Origin of the sequence: Nocardioides sp. NPDC101246, assembly GCF_044767415.1 — a bacterium.
Taxonomy (GTDB): Bacteria; Actinomycetota; Actinomycetes; order Propionibacteriales; family Nocardioidaceae; genus Nocardioides.
Genome location: NZ_JBIWNX010000006.1, coordinates 67,318 through 82,736 on the forward strand (window position 1 = coordinate 67,318; position 15,419 = coordinate 82,736).

At 70.5% G+C, this 15,419-nt stretch carries 16 protein-coding genes; 6 read left to right on the forward strand and 10 right to left on the reverse strand.

Annotated elements, in window-relative coordinates; all coding sequences use genetic code 11:
* Positions 1 to 93: 93 nt before the first annotated feature.
* The 5 genes from ACIRON_RS12455 to ACIRON_RS12475 form a co-directional block, all read right to left on the reverse strand.
* A complete protein-coding gene (locus ACIRON_RS12455) occupies positions 94 to 1,077 on the reverse strand; it encodes a mucin-2 protein (protein ID WP_402992615.1) in 984 nt (327 codons plus the stop codon).
* A gap of 288 nt (positions 1,078 to 1,365) precedes the next feature.
* Entirely contained in the window at positions 1,366 to 2,268 is a 903-nt protein-coding gene (locus tag ACIRON_RS12460) for a mucin-2 protein (RefSeq protein WP_402992616.1), read from the reverse strand.
* A gap of 235 nt (positions 2,269 to 2,503) precedes the next feature.
* Positions 2,504 to 3,640 carry a tRNA dihydrouridine synthase DusB gene (gene dusB, locus ACIRON_RS12465; protein WP_402992617.1) on the reverse strand — a complete coding sequence of 379 codons (1,137 nt, stop codon included), beginning with the start codon at positions 3,638 to 3,640 and terminating at the stop codon, positions 2,504 to 2,506.
* A gap of 39 nt (positions 3,641 to 3,679) precedes the next feature.
* A complete protein-coding gene (locus tag ACIRON_RS12470; RefSeq protein WP_402992618.1) occupies positions 3,680 to 4,363 on the reverse strand; it encodes a hypothetical protein in 684 nt (227 codons plus the stop codon).
* An 80-nt stretch (positions 4,364 to 4,443) separates the two neighbouring features.
* Complete coding sequence (locus ACIRON_RS12475; RefSeq protein WP_402992619.1) at positions 4,444 to 5,844, reverse strand: glycine--tRNA ligase; 1,401 nt, start codon at positions 5,842 to 5,844, stop codon at positions 4,444 to 4,446.
* A gap of 159 nt (positions 5,845 to 6,003) precedes the next feature.
* Here ACIRON_RS12475 and ACIRON_RS12480 point away from each other — a divergent pair, with 159 nt between their 5' ends.
* Positions 6,004 to 6,873 (forward strand): hypothetical protein, encoded by an 870-nt coding sequence (locus tag ACIRON_RS12480; RefSeq protein WP_402992620.1) that lies wholly within the window; start codon positions 6,004 to 6,006, stop codon positions 6,871 to 6,873.
* Positions 6,870 to 7,196 (forward strand): hypothetical protein, encoded by a 327-nt coding sequence (locus ACIRON_RS12485; RefSeq protein ID WP_402992621.1) that lies wholly within the window; start codon positions 6,870 to 6,872, stop codon positions 7,194 to 7,196. Before ACIRON_RS12480 ends, ACIRON_RS12485 begins: the two co-directional genes overlap by 4 nt.
* 6 nt (positions 7,197 to 7,202) lie before the next feature.
* On the opposite strand, the gene ACIRON_RS12490 is transcribed toward ACIRON_RS12485, so the two are convergent.
* From ACIRON_RS12490 to ACIRON_RS12510, 5 genes are all read right to left on the reverse strand, one after another.
* Positions 7,203 to 7,859, reverse strand: a complete 657-nt coding sequence (locus ACIRON_RS12490; RefSeq protein WP_402992622.1) for an HAD family hydrolase — start codon at positions 7,857 to 7,859, stop codon at positions 7,203 to 7,205.
* A 123-nt stretch (positions 7,860 to 7,982) separates the two neighbouring features.
* Positions 7,983 to 8,651: a polyprenyl diphosphate synthase gene (uppS, locus tag ACIRON_RS12495; RefSeq protein ID WP_402992623.1), complete on the reverse strand. Its 669-nt coding sequence runs from the start codon at positions 8,649 to 8,651 to the stop codon at positions 7,983 to 7,985.
* On the reverse strand, positions 8,651 to 9,196 hold the full coding sequence (locus ACIRON_RS12500) for a GrpB family protein (protein ID WP_402992624.1): 546 nt from the start codon (positions 9,194 to 9,196) through the stop codon (positions 8,651 to 8,653). Before ACIRON_RS12500 ends, uppS begins: the two co-directional genes overlap by 1 nt.
* A 24-nt stretch (positions 9,197 to 9,220) precedes the next feature.
* Entirely contained in the window at positions 9,221 to 9,691 is a 471-nt protein-coding gene (locus ACIRON_RS12505) for a hypothetical protein (RefSeq protein WP_402992625.1), read from the reverse strand.
* Between the two features lie 5 nt (positions 9,692 to 9,696).
* Positions 9,697 to 10,932 (reverse strand): alpha/beta fold hydrolase, encoded by a 1,236-nt coding sequence (locus ACIRON_RS12510; RefSeq protein WP_402992626.1) that lies wholly within the window; start codon positions 10,930 to 10,932, stop codon positions 9,697 to 9,699.
* A gap of 120 nt (positions 10,933 to 11,052) precedes the next feature.
* Here ACIRON_RS12510 and bioB point away from each other — a divergent pair, with 120 nt between their 5' ends.
* The 4 genes from bioB to bioD all read left to right on the forward strand — a co-directional run bounded on the left by bioB (position 11,053) and on the right by bioD (position 15,408).
* Positions 11,053 to 12,228, forward strand: a complete 1,176-nt coding sequence (gene bioB, locus ACIRON_RS12515) for a biotin synthase BioB (RefSeq protein ID WP_402992627.1) — start codon at positions 11,053 to 11,055, stop codon at positions 12,226 to 12,228.
* The gene (locus ACIRON_RS12520) at positions 12,209 to 13,510 is read left to right on the forward strand and encodes an adenosylmethionine--8-amino-7-oxononanoate transaminase (RefSeq protein WP_402992628.1); all 1,302 of its coding nucleotides are present in this window, start codon (positions 12,209 to 12,211) and stop codon (positions 13,508 to 13,510) included. The genes bioB and ACIRON_RS12520 overlap by 20 nt, the downstream gene beginning before the upstream one ends.
* A gap of 1 nt (position 13,511) precedes the next feature.
* Positions 13,512 to 14,645, forward strand: coding sequence for an 8-amino-7-oxononanoate synthase (locus ACIRON_RS12525; RefSeq protein ID WP_402992629.1), 1,134 nt, complete (start codon positions 13,512 to 13,514; stop codon positions 14,643 to 14,645).
* 115 nt (positions 14,646 to 14,760) lie between these two features.
* On the forward strand, positions 14,761 to 15,408 hold the full coding sequence (bioD, locus tag ACIRON_RS12530) for a dethiobiotin synthase (RefSeq protein ID WP_402992630.1): 648 nt from the start codon (positions 14,761 to 14,763) through the stop codon (positions 15,406 to 15,408).
* Positions 15,409 to 15,419 lie beyond the last annotated feature (11 nt).

The following is a 15,419-nucleotide window of genomic DNA, read 5'->3' on the forward strand; positions in this document are numbered from 1 at the left end:
CCCACCCCCCCCCCCCCCCCCCCCCCCCCCCCCCCCCCCCCCCCCCCCCCCGCGCCCCCCCCCCCCCCCCCCCCCCCCCCCCCCCCCGGCGATTCAGTTGACGGCTACGTGCACGTGGTCGTAGTGGTTGGCGGTCGGGTCACCGCGGTCCTCCATGGCGCGCCAGCCTTCGTCGGCGCGTACCGGGGTCCAGATGCGCTGGTACCAGATGATGTCGTAGATGTTCAGCGCCGCGGCGTGCTCCTGGACGAAGGCGGCGATGGCGTCGCCGAGCGCCTTGTCGTCGGTCATGAAGTCGAGCGCCTTGCCGTCGATGTGCTCGCCGTGCGGGTCGTAGCCGTACGTGGTGCCGGAGGCGACCGCGGGGAACGCGTTGCAGACGGCGCGGTAGAGGTCGACCGCGTCGGAGACGAGGCCGTCCTCGACCGAGGAGTCACCGCAGGCCGAGAAGTCCAGTCCGGCCGGGGCGTCCTCGGACGGCGTCGGGGAGGGCGTCGGCGTGGGAGTGGGCTCGGGCGGAGGTTCGGGCTTGGTCTTGCCGAGGTTGCCCTCGGGGATCCACACCGGGTTGCCCTCCAGGACGATCTCCTGACGGCCACCCTCGTCGCGGCCGGTGTAGTAGACCGCGCGCCCGAGCTTCAGCTCACCGAGCTCCTTGGCACGCTTCCCGTAGGAGGCGTAGACGGTGACGTCGTCCTGGACGTAGCGCAGCACGGCCTTCTGCGCACCGCCGCTGACCGACGTCGGCCGCTCGATCAGCGACTCGATCGTCGCGACCTCGCTCAGCGCACTGGTCGCCGCATCTCCCCCACGCTCGCCGCTGCGGCTGACCGTCGTCTCCCGGCCGGTGACCTCGCGGCGGTCGCTCGACATCCGGGTGTCCTCCGGGGTCGTCGGCAGCGCCGGGACCTTCGCAGTCGCCTTGGCCTCGGCCTCGATACGCCGATCGGCCGGCGACGGCAACCGGAGTCCGGACTTCTCCTCCACCTCGGAGATGACGACGCCGGGGTTCGCCGCGGCCGCACCGGCGGCTATCGCACCGCTGGTCGCGAACGTGACGATCCCTGCGGTCGCCACGGCATTCTTGGTTCTACGGACAGCTCGATAATCGCCTCTGTGGCTGGTGGCCACTGTGCAATCCTTCGCTCGACAACGTGGGGGTATCGCCCGAGAACACCCTTCGCCACGTCCGCTGAAGCTGGGTCGTGAGCCCGGGCACAGCGCCTGAGTCAACCACACACCTGCAGGGGTATCCCACTGTGATCCGGAGACTTTGCGAAGTTGTTGACCGTCCGGCCGACCGAAAAACGCAGGTCGGCCCGGGCTTCGAGAGCCCGGGCCGACCTGTTTTCGAGGCCAGTCGCGTCAGTTGGTCGAGACGTGGACGTGGTCGTAATGATTGGCGGTGGTGGACCCGCGGTCCTCCATGTAGCGCCAGCCCTCCGAGGCACGCACCGGCGTCCAGATCCGCTGGTACCAGATGATGTCGTAGAGGTTGAGCTCCGCGGCGTGCTGCTGCAGGTAGGCGGCGATCGAGTCGCCGAGCGCCTTGTCACCGGTCATGAAGTCGAGCGCCTTGCCCGAGGTGTGCTCACCGTGGGCGTCCCAGCCGCCGACGGTCATCGAGGCGACCTCCGGGAAGGCGTTGCAGACCGCGCGGTAGACGGTGACCGCGTCGGCGACCAGGCCGCTCTCGACCGAGGAGTCCCCGCACGCGGCCGCGCTGACGCCGGCTGCGACACCGGTGGTCTCGGGCTTCTCGTCGCTGAGGTGGCCGGTGGTCACCCAGGCGACCTCGCCGTCGACGAGGATCTCGTCACGGCCGGACTCGGTGCGACCGGTGGCGTAGACCAGCTCACCGGCCTCGACCTCACCGGACTGGGTGGCGTGCTTGCCGTAGGCGGACCAGAGGTTGAGCGTCTCCTCGGTCCAGCGCTTGAGCGCCTTCGCGGTGCCGGTCTCGACCTGCTCGGGCCCCTTGGTCAGTTCCTCGACCGAGGAGACCGACTCGCGGTCGCCTCCGTCACGGCTGACGACGGTCTCGCGACGGTCCCCGGCGACGCGTGCGTCGTCACGGGTGCTCGGCACGTTGGCCTTGGTCGAGGAGAGGGAAGCGCCTGCGTTCTTGGCGATCAGGGTGGTTGGCTCCGCGAATGCGGCTCCGGCGCCGACTGCGACGCCCGTCGCGAGAACCGCGACCCCTGCGCTGGCAACTATTGATTTGGTCTTACGGACGGCCCGAGTGTCGCCTCTGTGGCTGCCGGCCACACGCAATCCTTTGCTCGACTACATGGTCTGTGCCCGAGTTTTCCCACGGTTTCAACGGATGAAACCCGTCGAGGGTTGTGCTGGTGGGGGCTCGGCACGGCAATGAGTACAGCACACACGACAGGGGGTATTCCAATTCCCTTACCGAGTTTTTGCGTAGTTTTGTACCTGTCGAGCGACTGATTCCGAAGCCTCGAAACGGCCCTCGAGACCCGTCGGAACGAGCCCCGGAACCTCAGCCGCCGGAGGTCTCCGACACGTTCTCCGCGAACCCGCAGCCACGCCCGTCGGCGTCGTCGAGCCACCCCTCCGGAAGGACCACCTTGTCCCGCGGCGCACCCTGGCGCCCACGCGGTGCACCCAGCTGTGACGAGGGGAAAGGCTCGTTCCGGTCGACCTTGGCGAGCATCTCGTCGAGGTCGGCGAGGCTGTTCACCAGACCGAGGGTCCGGCGCAGCTCACCGCCGGCGCCGAAGCCCTTGAGGTACCACGCGATGTGCTTGCGGATCTCCTTGCAACCGCGCTCCTCGCCCATGTGCTCGCAGAGCAACTCGGCGTGGCGCCGCATGATGTCGGTCACTTCGCCCAGATTCGGCAGGACGTTGACCGTCTCACCGGCAAAAGCGGCCACCAGGTCCCGGAAGAGCCAGGGGCGACCCAGGCAGCCGCGGCCGATGACGACACCGTCGACGCCGGTCTCCTCGACCATCCTGATCGCGTCGGCCGCCTCCCAGATGTCGCCGTTGCCGAGCACCGGGATGTCGACCGAGGCCTTGAGCTCGGCGATGGCGTCCCAGTCGGCGGTGCCGGAGTAGGCCTGGGCGACCGTACGTCCGTGCAGCGCGATCGCGGCGGCACCGCTCTCCTGGGCGATCCGGCCGGCGTCCATGTAGGTCAGGTGGGCGTCGTCGATGCCCTTGCGGGTCTTCATCGTCACCGGTACGTCGTAGGGCTCCGCCGCGCGGACGGCGTTCTCCAGGATCTCGCCGAGCAGACCGCGCTTGTAGGGCAGCGCTCCCCCGCCGCCCTTGCGCGTCACCTTGGGCACCGGGCAGCCGAAGTTGAGGTCGACGTGCGCCACCCCGTAGTCGGCGCAGAGGATCTCGGTCGCCTTGCCGACATAGACCGGGTCGGTGCCGTAGAGCTGCACGCTGCGTACGGTCTCGGCCTCGTCGAAGACGAGCATGTCCTTGGTGTGCTGGTCGCCCTCGACCAGGCCGCGCGAGGTGATCATCTCGCAGACGTAGAGCCCCGCACCCTGCTCGGCGCACAGGCGCCGGAAGGCGGCGTTGGTGACACCGGCCATCGGCGCGAGCACCACAGGGGTGTCGACGGTCAGGCTGCCGAGTTTCAGAGGGCCGGGAAGAGACATGCCTTCTATTGTCCGGCCAACCCCGAAGCGTACGAAATTCTAGGAGGTCGGCGAGGCAGAGGGGGATCCGGAGGCCTTGGGTGCCACGTACGGCACCGGGTCGGCCTCCCAGGTGATCGGGTCGAACTCCTCGTAGGGCCGGAAGCTCACGCCGACGAGCTTGCCCTGGTCGGGGACGAGCATGACCAGGCAGGTCTTGACGCTCGCGCCGGGCGCGAACGGCTTGGGGAACGTCTTGCCGTCGCAGGGCTTGAACGGCTCCTTGAACGCGGCCGCCTCGACCAGGTTGCCCTCGCCGTCCAGGCCCCACAGCGGAGCGTCGTAGCCACCGAGATCGGTCTTGCCGTCGTTCTTGATGGTGGCGCGTACGAAGTAGGGAGCGCGCGACAGCGTCGCCTCATCGAGCTTCCAACCGGAGAATGTCTGCTTGTACGAGGTCGACTCGAGCTTGTCGACGGTGATCGAGAGCTTGCCGTCGACGCCGTCCTTGGGTGCCCACTCGACGGTCGCGGTCTCACCCAGCCTGCGGTCGGCACCGGGCTCGGTGAGCGCGCCTGCGGAGGGCGAGGCCGACGCGGACGGCGAGGCGGAGGTCGAGGCCGATGCGCTCTCTGACGGCTTGGGCGCGTTCGTCCTCGGCGCGGTGCCGCTGCACCCCATCAGTGACATGGCGATGGCCGCACCCGTGACGGATGCGGCGAGTACGGACCCCGCTCGTTGCATGGGCATATCCTGCCGCACGCCTCTCGAGATCGTGCGGCAGGACGCCCCCTGCAAGGTTTACGACGCGGTAACGGTGTGGCTCAGGCGCCGATCAGACGCTCGGCGAAGTAGCGGCTCACGCCCTCGAGCGGGATGCGCTCCTGCTTCATGGTGTCGCGCTCGCGGATGGTGACCGCGTTGTCCTCGAGGGTGTCGAAGTCGACGGTGACGCAGTAGGGCGTACCGATCTCGTCCTGGCGGCGGTAGCGCTTGCCGATCGACTGGGAGTCGTCGAAGTCGACGGCCCAGTTGGCGCGCAGCTCGGCCGAGAGCGCCTTCGCCTTCGGGCTGAGCGCCTCGTTGCGCGAGAGCGGGAGCACGGCGATCTTGACCGGCGCGACCCGGTGGTCGAGACGGAGCACGACCCGCTTGTCGACACCGCCCTTGGCGTTGGGTGCCTCCTCCTCTGCGTACGCGTCGACGAGGAAGGTCATCAGCGCGCGGGTCAGACCGGCCGCGGGCTCGATGACGTAGGGCAGGTAGCGCTCGTTGTTGGCCTGGTCGAAGTACTGCAGGTCCTGGCCCGAGTGCTTCATGTGGGTGCCGAGGTCGAAGTCGGTGCGGTTGGCGACGCCCTCGAGCTCACCCCACTCGCTACCGGGGAAGTTGAAGCGGTACTCGATGTCGACGGTGCGCTTGGAGTAGTGGCTCAGCTTCTCCTGGGCGTGCTCGTAGTGGCGCAGGTTGTCGGGGTTGATGCCGAGGTCGGTGTACCACCGGGTGCGCTCGTCGATCCAGTACTGGTGCCACTCCTCGTCCTCACCCGGCTTGACGAAGAACTCCATCTCCATCTGCTCGAACTCACGGGTGCGGAAGATGAAGTTGCCCGGCGTGATCTCGTTGCGGAAGCTCTTGCCGGTCTGGGCGATGCCGAACGGGGGCTTCTGGCGGGTGCTGGTGACCACGTTGGCGAAGTTGACGAAGATGCCCTGGGCGGTCTCGGGACGCAGGTAGTGCAGGCCCGACTCGTCCTCGAGGACACCGAGGTGGGTCTTGAGCATGCCGGAGAACTCGCGCGGCTCGGTCCAGGCGCCACGGGTGCCACAGTTCGGGCAGGCGACGACCTCGTTGATGACGACGGTGTCGGGGTCCGCGATGCCCTTCTTCTCCGCGTACTCCTCCTGGAGGTGGTCGAAGCGGTAGCGCTTGTGGCAGCTCTGGCACTCGACCAGCGGGTCGTTGAAGGTCTCCACGTGACCCGAGGCGACCCAGGTCTGGCGCGGCAGGATGATGCTCGAGTCGAGACCGACGACGTCGTCGCGCTGCTGGACCATCGCCTTCCACCACTGGCGCTTGATGTTCTCCTTGAGCTCGACACCGAGGGGGCCGTAGTCCCAGGCACTCCGGGTGCCGCCGTAGATCTCGCCGCTGGGGAAGACGAACCCGCGCCGCTTGGCGAGGGAGACGACGAGGTCAAGGGTGGATGCTGGCGGCTTTGCCACGATGAATGCTCTCTGCTCGGATGCGAGCCCGGCCGGCTGCCGGGCCTCGACGTTTTCGGGGGTACGGAAATCGTATCCGCCATGTCATCTTGTTATGCAGTCCGCCCGCCGTGCCAAATCGCTCGGCCTCTGGGTCGCGGGCAGATAACGTCGCTGGGCATGGAGCCGAACGCGCGTCGCCTGTGGAAGCTGCTCGAGCCGATCCATGCGGTGGGTTACTTCTCACCCGAGCCGATCGCCCTGCTCAAGGAGGCCGGCTACCGCGGCTACTGGATGGGCTACTTCGCCGCCCGGTCGGCTCCGCTGGGGGCGGTTCCCGCAGAGGTCGTGCACGCGGTCTTCTACAACTTCGCCTTCTCGCACGTCTCCCGGGCGCTTCCCGACGCCTGGAAGTTCGCACCACCCGAGGCCGCGCACGACGCCCGGCGCTCCGGTGCCGTCGCCGCACTCCGTCGCCATCTCGGCGAACTCGCCGACTCCGAGGATCTGGCCCGGGCCGCCTCGCTCGCCTCCCGAGCCGCGCTCGGCGCCCCGATGGAGGGCCGGGCCCTGTACGCCGCGCTGCGCTCGCACCCCGCCGCCGACGACCCCCTGACCCTCCTGTGGGACGCGGCGACGCTGCTGCGGGAGCACCGCGGCGACGGCCACGTCGCCACCCTCCTCGCCGCCGGTATCGGCGGCCGCGAGTCGCACGTCTTCCACGCGCTCGCCACCGGCGCCTCGCCCTCGGTCTACGCCACCTCCCGCAACATCCACGAGAGCGAGTGGTCCGCACTCGTTTCCGCTCTGCGCTCCCGCGGTCACGTCACCGACGACGGCGGTTCCCTCACCGACGCCGGCCGGGAGACCAAGGCCGGGATCGAGTCCACGACCGATGCGCTTGCCGCCACGGCGTACGCGACGCTGGAGCCGGCCGAGATCGACGAGCTCATCACCGTGCTGCGGCCACTGACCAAGGCGGTCGTCGCCTCCGGCGAGATCCCCGGCCAGTCGCCGATGGGCCTGAACCTCGACGAGCTCGAGCGATGAGCGACCTCGACCCCCGCCTCCGACCCATCCTCGACCTGGCCGAGGACGCGGCGGTGCGACCCGGGACCGAGGCCGGCCTGGAGACCCTCCGGGAGATCTTCGCCGAGGCCGCGATGCTGCTCGACCTCGGCAACGTCCTCGACGAGCTCGACCCTCACGACTCCGAGGCCGTGGTCACCGGCCTGTGCGCCGACCTGCTCGCCGACGACCCCGCCGCCAGCATCCGCGCACACGCCGAGGCCGCCCTGGCCGACAGCTCGCTGCACGATCCCGAGGCGGCCGCGGTCGCGTACCGGATGGCGGCCTACGCCCTTCGACTCTGACGCACCTCACCAACGCAGGTCGTGGAGCGTCCTGATCCGAGGCGTGGCTTCGGGGTGGGCGTCGTGCCGATCGAGGAGGACGGCGTCGAGTCCCGCCTCGATCGGACCGAGTACGTCATGGGCGAGGCTGTTTCCGACCATCAGCGCCTCACCGGGGGCGATGCCGGCGCGCTCGCAGGTGAGCAGGTAGGCGCGCAGGTCGGGCTTGCTCGCCGGCAGCGTCGAGGTGGAGACGAGCAGGTCGATCTCCGCGGCCAGGCCCGTCAGGTCTAGCTTGAGGCGCTGATGCGCGTCGTCGCCGTTGGTGAGGACGACCGTTCGGAGCCCGGCCTCGCGCACCCTACGCAGCGTCGGGACGGCATCGTCGAAGGCGGCCCACTGCGCCTCGTACCTGGTCAGATACCCGGCGAACAGCGCATCGGCCTCCCGATCGTCCACCTCGACCTCGAGGAACTCGCGGGCCCGCGCCCGCCGCTGCTCCTCGAAGCTGATCTCGCGACGCTGGTAGCGCTGGTAGTGCGGCCCGGAGATGGCATCCCATCGGTCCGCTACGTCGAACCCGGTGACGCCGTGCTCGGCCGCCCACCCGACCACCGCCCTCCGCGCCGCCCCGGCCTGATCCACCAGGGTGTCGTCGAGGTCGAAGACGATCGCGCTCAGCACGTACCAACCCTGCCAGAACCGTGCACCTGTGGGGTTCTCGCGCCACGAAGGCAGCTTGGGCCCGCATCTTCCCCGCACATGCGCGGTTGTTGCACCCGGCTCGCTCTGAGCGGGACTACCGGACTACCGGACTGCCGACCGGCGTTCGGCGTAGAACCTCAGGGCCTCGGCGAAGTCGGTCTCGGTGAAGTCGGGCCAGAGCTTCTCGCTGACGATGATCTCGGCGTTCGAGGTCTGCCAGGGGAAGAAGCCGGAGAGGCGCTGCTCGCCGCTGGTGCGGATGACGAGGTCGATCTCCTTGACCGGGCCGCCGGGCAGGGCCGCGGTGATGGTCTGCTCGTCGATGTCGGTGGCGCCTGCTGCGATTGCGCGGCGGATGCCTTCGACGATGTCGCCGTGCGGGTCGTAGCCGATCGCCATCGTCAGGTGGGCGGGCCGGTCGGCAGTCTCGCGCTCGGCCGCGCGCAGGGCCTCGGCGGCGTCGTCGGGCAGCAGCGTGAGGTCGCCGGAGATGTGGAGGGCCCAGCGGTCGCTGCGTACGACGGTCTGCGGGAGCTTGTCGGCCAGGATCCCGAACAGGTGGTCGACCTGCGATTTCGGGCGCTTGCGGATGTTGTCGGCGGAGAGGACGTAGGAGGTGAGGTGGTCGATCCGCGACCGGGTGCACCACCCGAGCAGGTCCTCGACATGGTCGGCACCCACGTCGTGGCCGGCACCCGGGTTCGCCAAACCTGCCTTCTTCGCCCAGCGCCGGTTGCCGTCCATCACGACGCCGACATGGATCGGCAGCATCAGCGGCTCGGGTCGTTGAGCGAGAGGATCCGGAGCCGCTCGGCGTCGGTGAGGTCGGAGGCGGCGAGGATCTTCTGGAGGACGTCGGACTTGCGGGCGATGTAGGTGTCGATGTCCATCGCCGGGTCGGCGGCCAGCGCGACCTTCACCGCCGCGTACTCGTCGCGAAGGTCGTCACGGCGGCGCAGAACGTCGCGGACGGCGACATGGTTGCGTACGTTGAGCGTCCCCGCGGCACAGACGTAGACGTGGCGTCGCGGGTCCTCATCGGGGGCGAAGAACGCCTCGCGGCCGGGGACCCCGAGGTCGCCGCGGTGGACGTAGCCGATGCGTACGAGCGCGGCGACGGCGGCCGAGACGTCCTCGGGTGCGACGATCACGTCGATGTCGAGGATCGGCTTGGCGGCCAGGCCGGGGACCGACGTCGAGCCGACGTGCTCCACGGTCGCGGCCGGGCCGTCGGCCAGCACGCTCCTCAGCGTCTCGGCGATCTCCTCGAACCGGATCGGCCAACTCGGGTCGTACGCCCTCACCTCGATGCCCACGGGCGAGATTCTGACAGGTCCGGCTCAGGCGTGAGCGGCGGATGCCCGACCCCGTGCGGGGAGGCGGGTGACCAGATCGGCGACGGCGTCGGAGAGCGCGAGCACCAGTGCGGCCGGGGTGGAGGCGGCGACCAGGGTTGCGGCAGGGACCCACGGTCGGCCCGCCAGGTCGAACACCAGCCACGCGACCCAGGTGGCGCCTCCCCCGAGGACCACCAGGACGGCGGCACCGACGAGGACTCCCCTGACCCCGCCCACGAGACGGCCGGCGAGGGCGGCAGGTGCTCCTACCGCCACGCAGATCGCGCCGACGGCGGCGCCGAGCAGCACGAGCACCGGCCCGGCCAGCGGGCCGCCGAGCCCGAGGTCGCCGACCGCGGAGGCGATGAGGAAACCGACGTAGGCCAGGGCGGCGAGCAGCGGGTAGGCGAGTCCGACGAGCGCCATGGTGAGCAGGAAGGACGCGGTCCGGAAGACCGCCACAGGCACGCTCATCGTGGTCAGATCCGTCCGCGGACCATGCCGATGAGGCGGTCCAGGACCTCGTCGGGAGCGACCTGGACGCCGTTGTGGAGGTGGGCGTTGGTGATCCATGGGCGGAGGGTGGGGACCAGCTCGGCGGTGGCGAGGGAGTGCTCGCGCAGGACGTAGGGGTCGTCGTAGTAGACCGCCGCGGCGCACGGGACGTCGACGGCGGCCAGCGCGCTCGGGTCGTAGAGGGCCGGCCACTCCCGCTCGGCGAGCAGGTCCGCCGCCTCCGCGAACGGCGCCAGCAGCGGATCCTCGCTCAGGTGCCACGGGAAGAGGTGCTCGGCGGTGAAGAGGGTCGGGTCCTCGTACGCCGCGGGCTGGACGCGCGCGGAGGCCCAGCGGGTGGCCTGGGCATCGGCGTAGCAGGCCTCGTGGACGAGTACGTAGAGGGGCGAGTGGCCGCTGAAGGGCAGCAGCGAGGCGACCTCGTGCCCGAAGCCGAGGCCGGCCGGGTCGCGCTCGAGGAGGTAGTGGATCCGCTCGGACCCGCCGGTCATCCCGAGCTGGCTGCCGATGCAGCGCGCCTGGCGGGCCGAGAGCAGGCCGCCGTGCGGGAGCCGGATCTCGCCGGCGTCGCAGCGCTCGACCAGCGCCCGCATCCGGTCGCGGTCGCCGGGGAAGCGGGCGTAGTGGCGCTCGGTGAGCTCGATGGTGCGGGTGAAGGTCGCGGCGTAGACCTCGTCGACGGGCAACCCGACCGGCGGCACTCCCCCGGTGAAGAGCACCTCGCGCAGCGACCCGGGATGCGTCGAGAGGTAGCGCAGCGAGCAGAAGCCGCCGAAGGACTGACCCAGGAGCGACCAGCGCTCGATCCCCAGGGACTCGCGGAGGAGCTCGGCGTCCTCGACGATCGAGTCGGCGCGGAAGTGGGCCAGGTGGTCGGCCTGCTCCTGCGGGCTCGTCCCGGTCATCGCGGTGAGCGGCGTCGACCGCCCGGTCCCGCGCTGGTCGAGGAGGATCACCCGATAGTCCTGGAGCGCCCGCTCGAGCCAGCCCGGCGCCATCGGGAGGTCGATCGGGCGCGGGCTCTCCCCGCCCGGGCCGCCCTGGAGGAAGAGCAGCGCGTCGCGGTCGTCGCGATCGCCCGGGCGGCGCACCTCGCGGGCGAAGACGGTCAGCGTCTCCGGCCCGCCGCCGCGATGGTCGAGCGGCACCTCGATCTCGTGCTCGATCAGGACCAGTCCAGGGATCGTCTCGATGCGCACGAGCCGATCCTAGTGCCGCTCGGATGGACCGCGGCGTTGCGGTACGGCCCGACAGAACCTAACCTGAACACCGTTCACCTGAACGTCGTTCAGTTCTGACATCGCCGAGGAGCGCACCACATGACGACAGCCTTCGACCAGCTCGCCGACCGGATCCTGTCCGGCGGGGCCGCGACCGCCGAGGACGCGGTGGCCGTGCTGCGTACGCCCGACGCGGAGCTGATGAGCGTCGTCGCCGCGGCGGGGCGACTGCGGCGCGAGCACTTCGGCAACACCGTCAAGGTGAACTACCTGGTCAACCTGAAGTCGGGGCTGTGCCCGGAGAACTGCAACTACTGCAGCCAGGCGCTCGGGTCGCAGGCGCCGGTGCTGAAGTACTCCTGGCTCTCCAAGGACGAGACCCTCGAGCAGGCCGGCGCCGGGCTACGCGGTGGCGCCACCCGCGTCTGCATGGTCTCCTCGGGCCGCGGTCCCTCCGAGCGCGACATCGACAAGGTCGTCGAGATGACCTCCGCGCTGAAGGACGCGCACGAGGGCGTCGAGGTCTGTGCCTGTCTCGGGCTGCTCAAGGGCGGCCAGGCCGAGCGGCTCAAGGCCGCCGGGGTGGATGCGTACAACCACAACATCAACACCGCCGAGTCCAACCACGACAACATCGTCCAGACCCACACCTACGAGGACCGCGTCGACACGATCGGCAAGGCCAAGGACGCCGGCCTCTCGCCGTGCTCCGGCCTCATCGCGGGCCTGGGCGAGACCGACGAGCAGCTCGTCGAGGCGCTCTTCGCCCTCAAGGAGCTCGACGCCGACTCGATCCCGGTGAACTTCCTGATGCCGTTCGACGGGACGCCGTACGAGAACACCTGGGAGCTCTCTCCCACCCGGTGCGTGAAGATCCTGGCGATGGCACGGTTCGTCTGCCCGGACAAGGAGATCCGGATCGCTGGCGGACGCGAGATGCACCTGCGCTCGCTGCAGGCCACCGCGCTGCAGGTCGCCAACTCGATCTTCCTCGGCGACTACCTGACCTCCGAGGGGCAGGACGCGCTGGCAGACCTGGAGATGCTGCGCGACAACGGTTTCGTCATCCTCGGCATGGACGAGAGCGGGTTCGACGACCTCATCGAGGAGCACCGCACCAAGGCTGCCGGTCGCCTCGCGAGCGGCGGCTGCGGCAGCAGCTGTGGCGACGGCTGCGGCTCCGCCTCCGGCGGGGCATGCGGTGGCCACGACGAGCAGGACGGCCCGGTGATCCGACGTCGCGGAGCAGGAACAGATGTCGCTGCCAACGCTTGAGCAGGACCTGAGCGCAGATCTGCTCGCCTTCGACCGCGAGCACCTCTGGCACCCCTACACCTCGATGACCGACCCGGCGCCGGTGCGGCTCGTCACCGGCGCCGAGGGCGTACGTCTCCACCTCGACGAGGACGGCGAACGCCTCGAGGTCGTCGACGCGATGTCGTCGTGGTGGTCGGCGGTCCACGGCTACCAGGTGCCCGAGCTGGACACCGCGCTCGCCGAGCAGGCCGGCCGGATGGCGCACGTCATGTTCGGCGGACTGACCCACGCCCCGGCGATCGACCTCGCCCGGCGGCTCGTGGAGATCACCCCCGACCCCCTGCAGCACGTCTTCCTCGCCGACTCCGGGTCGGTGAGCGTCGAGGTGGCGATCAAGATGGCTCTGCAGAGCCAGCGCGGCCGCGGGCGGCCGGAGCGGACCCGGCTGCTGACCGTGCGCGGCGGCTACCACGGCGACACGTTCGGGTGCATGAGCACCTGTGACCCGGTCGGCGGGATGCACTCGATGTTCACCGAGGTGCTCACCCCGCAGGTCTTCGCCGAGCGTCCGCCCGCACCCGGCGGGGACGTGGAGGCCTGGGCCGAGGGCGTACGCCTCCTCGTCGAGGCCCACGCGCACGAGCTCGCCGGGATCATCCTCGAGCCGCGGCTCCAGGGCGCTGGCGGGATGTGGGTCTACGACGACCGCTGCCTGGTCGTGCTCCGCGAGATCGCCGACGAGCACGGGCTGGTGCTGATCTTCGACGAGATCGCCACGGGGTTGGGGCGCACCGGCGATCTGTTCGTGTCTTCGCAGGTCACGCCGGACATCCTCTGCATCGGCAAGGCGCTGACCGGCGGCTACATGACGCTGGCCGCGGTCCTGACCACCTCCGAGGTCGCGCACGCGATCTCCCGGAGCGAGTCGGGCGTGCTCATGCACGGGCCCACCTTCATGGGCAACCCGCTCGCCTGCGCGGTCGCCCTGGCCTCGCTCGACCTGCTGGTCGACCGCGACTGGGAGCAGGACGTGGCCCGGGTCTCCGGCGCGCTCTCGGCCGGCCTGTCCCCTCTCGCCGGCGCGCCGGGCGTCAGCGACGTCCGCGTCCTCGGCGCGATCGGCGTGGTCCAGCTCGACCACCCCGTCGATGTCGCGAAGGCCACCGACGCCGCGCTGCGCGAGGGCGTCTGGATCCGGCCGTTCCGCGACCTGATCTACACGATGCCTCCCTACGTCACCGGCGAGGACGACCTCGCCCGCATCTGCCGCGCCGTCGGCGCGGCCGCGGAGGTGGCCTGAGATGGGCTGGCAGACCTGGCTGGACGAGGCGGCCACGGCACGGGAGGAGGCGGGGCTGACCCGGCGGCTGCGCCCGCGCGGACCCGACGACGCCACCTCGAAGGCGCACAGTGTCGACCTGGCCGGGAACGACTACCTGGGCCTGTCCGGCCACCCGGACGTACGCCGCGCCGCGGCCGACGCGGCGATGCTCTGGGGTGGCGGCGCGGGTGCGTCGAGGCTGGTCACTGGCACCTTGACGCTGCACGGCGAGCTGGAGGACGAGCTCGCCGACTGGCTCGGTCAGCCGGGCGCGCTGACGTTCTCGACCGGCTACCACGCCAACCTCGCGGTCGTCGGCGCGCTGGCCGATCGGACGGCCCATGTCGTCTCGGACGCACACATCCATGCCTCGCTGATCGACGCGGTGCGGCTCTCCCGCGCCCAGCTGACGGTCGTCCCGCACAACAACGTGACCGCGGTGCACGCGGCCCTGGCCGCCCGGCCGGGCGTACGCACCCTGGTGCTCGCCGAGTCGGTCTACTCCGTGCTCGGCGACGAGGCGCCGCTGGCCGAGCTCGCCGAGGTGTGCGCGGCGTTCGGCGCCCTGCTGGTCGTCGACGAGGCGCACGGCGTCGGCGTGCACGGGCCGGGCCTCGTCCACCGCCACGGCCTCGCCGGGCGGCCCGACGTGCTCGTCACCGCGACGCTCTCCAAGAGCCTGGGCAGCCAGGGCGGAGCCGTACTGGGGCCGCGAGCGGTCCTCGACCATCTGATCAACACGGCCCGCCCGTTCATCTTCGACACCGGGCTGGCCCCGGCCTCCACCGCCGCGGCGCTGGCCGCGGCGCGGGTCGCGCGCGCCCGCCCGGACCTCGCCGACACCATCAGGGCCCGCGTGACCGAGCTGGCCCGGACCCTCGGGATCCCGGTGCCGGCCGGAGCGGTGCTGTCGGTCCCGATGCCCTCGCCCGAGGCGGCGGTCGCGGCACAGGCGGAGCTGCTGACCGAGGGCGTACGCGTCGGCTGCTTCCGCCCGCCCTCGGTCCCCGACGGCGTCTCCCGGTTGCGGGTCACCGCCGGGGCGGGCATCACCGACGAGGGCTGGGACCGGGCCGCCAAGGCCATCGACAAGATCGTGGGTGAGGTCCGGTGAGCGAGCGGCCGAATGTTCACCGAGGTAGCTCGGTCAGCGCTCACTTCCTTCGCGGAACTCCACGAAGGAAGTGCACCGACACCGAAGTAGCTCGGTCTGCATCCCGGGGCGCGGCATGAGCGGGCGGGTAGTGATCGTCACCGGCACCAGCACGGGCGTCGGCAAGACCGTCGCGACGGCGACGCTGGCCGCCCGGGCGCGTACGAACGGCGAGAAGGTCACCGTCGTGAAGCCGGTGCAGACCGGCACCGCCGAGGGCGACTGCGACGCCGAGGAGATCCACCGGCTGACCGGGATCGAGGTCCACGAGCTGACCCGGCTCGAGGAGCCGCTCGCACCCGACACCGCCGCCCGGCGGGCCGGGGTCTCGATCCCACCGGTCGCTGCGTACGCTCCGACGATCTCAGCCCTGACCAGGGACCACGATCTCGTCCTGGTCGAGGGCGCAGGTGGGCTGCTGGTGCGGCTGGACACCGACGGCGGCACGCTCCTGGACCTGGCCGATGCGCTCCTCGTCGGCGGCACCCCCACCTCCTTCGTCGTCGTCACCGCGGCCGGCCTGGGCACCCTCAACCACACCGAGCTGACCGTGGCCGCGCTGCGCGCTCGTGGCCACGAGCCCGACGGGCTGATCATCGGCTCCTGGCCCGGCGATCCGGGCCTCGCCGAGCGGTGCAACCGCATCGACCTCCCCCGCGTGACCGGCGTACGTCTGCTGTTCGGCATCCCGGAAGGAATTGACAACCATTCTCAACTAGTCTGAGAATGGTTCTC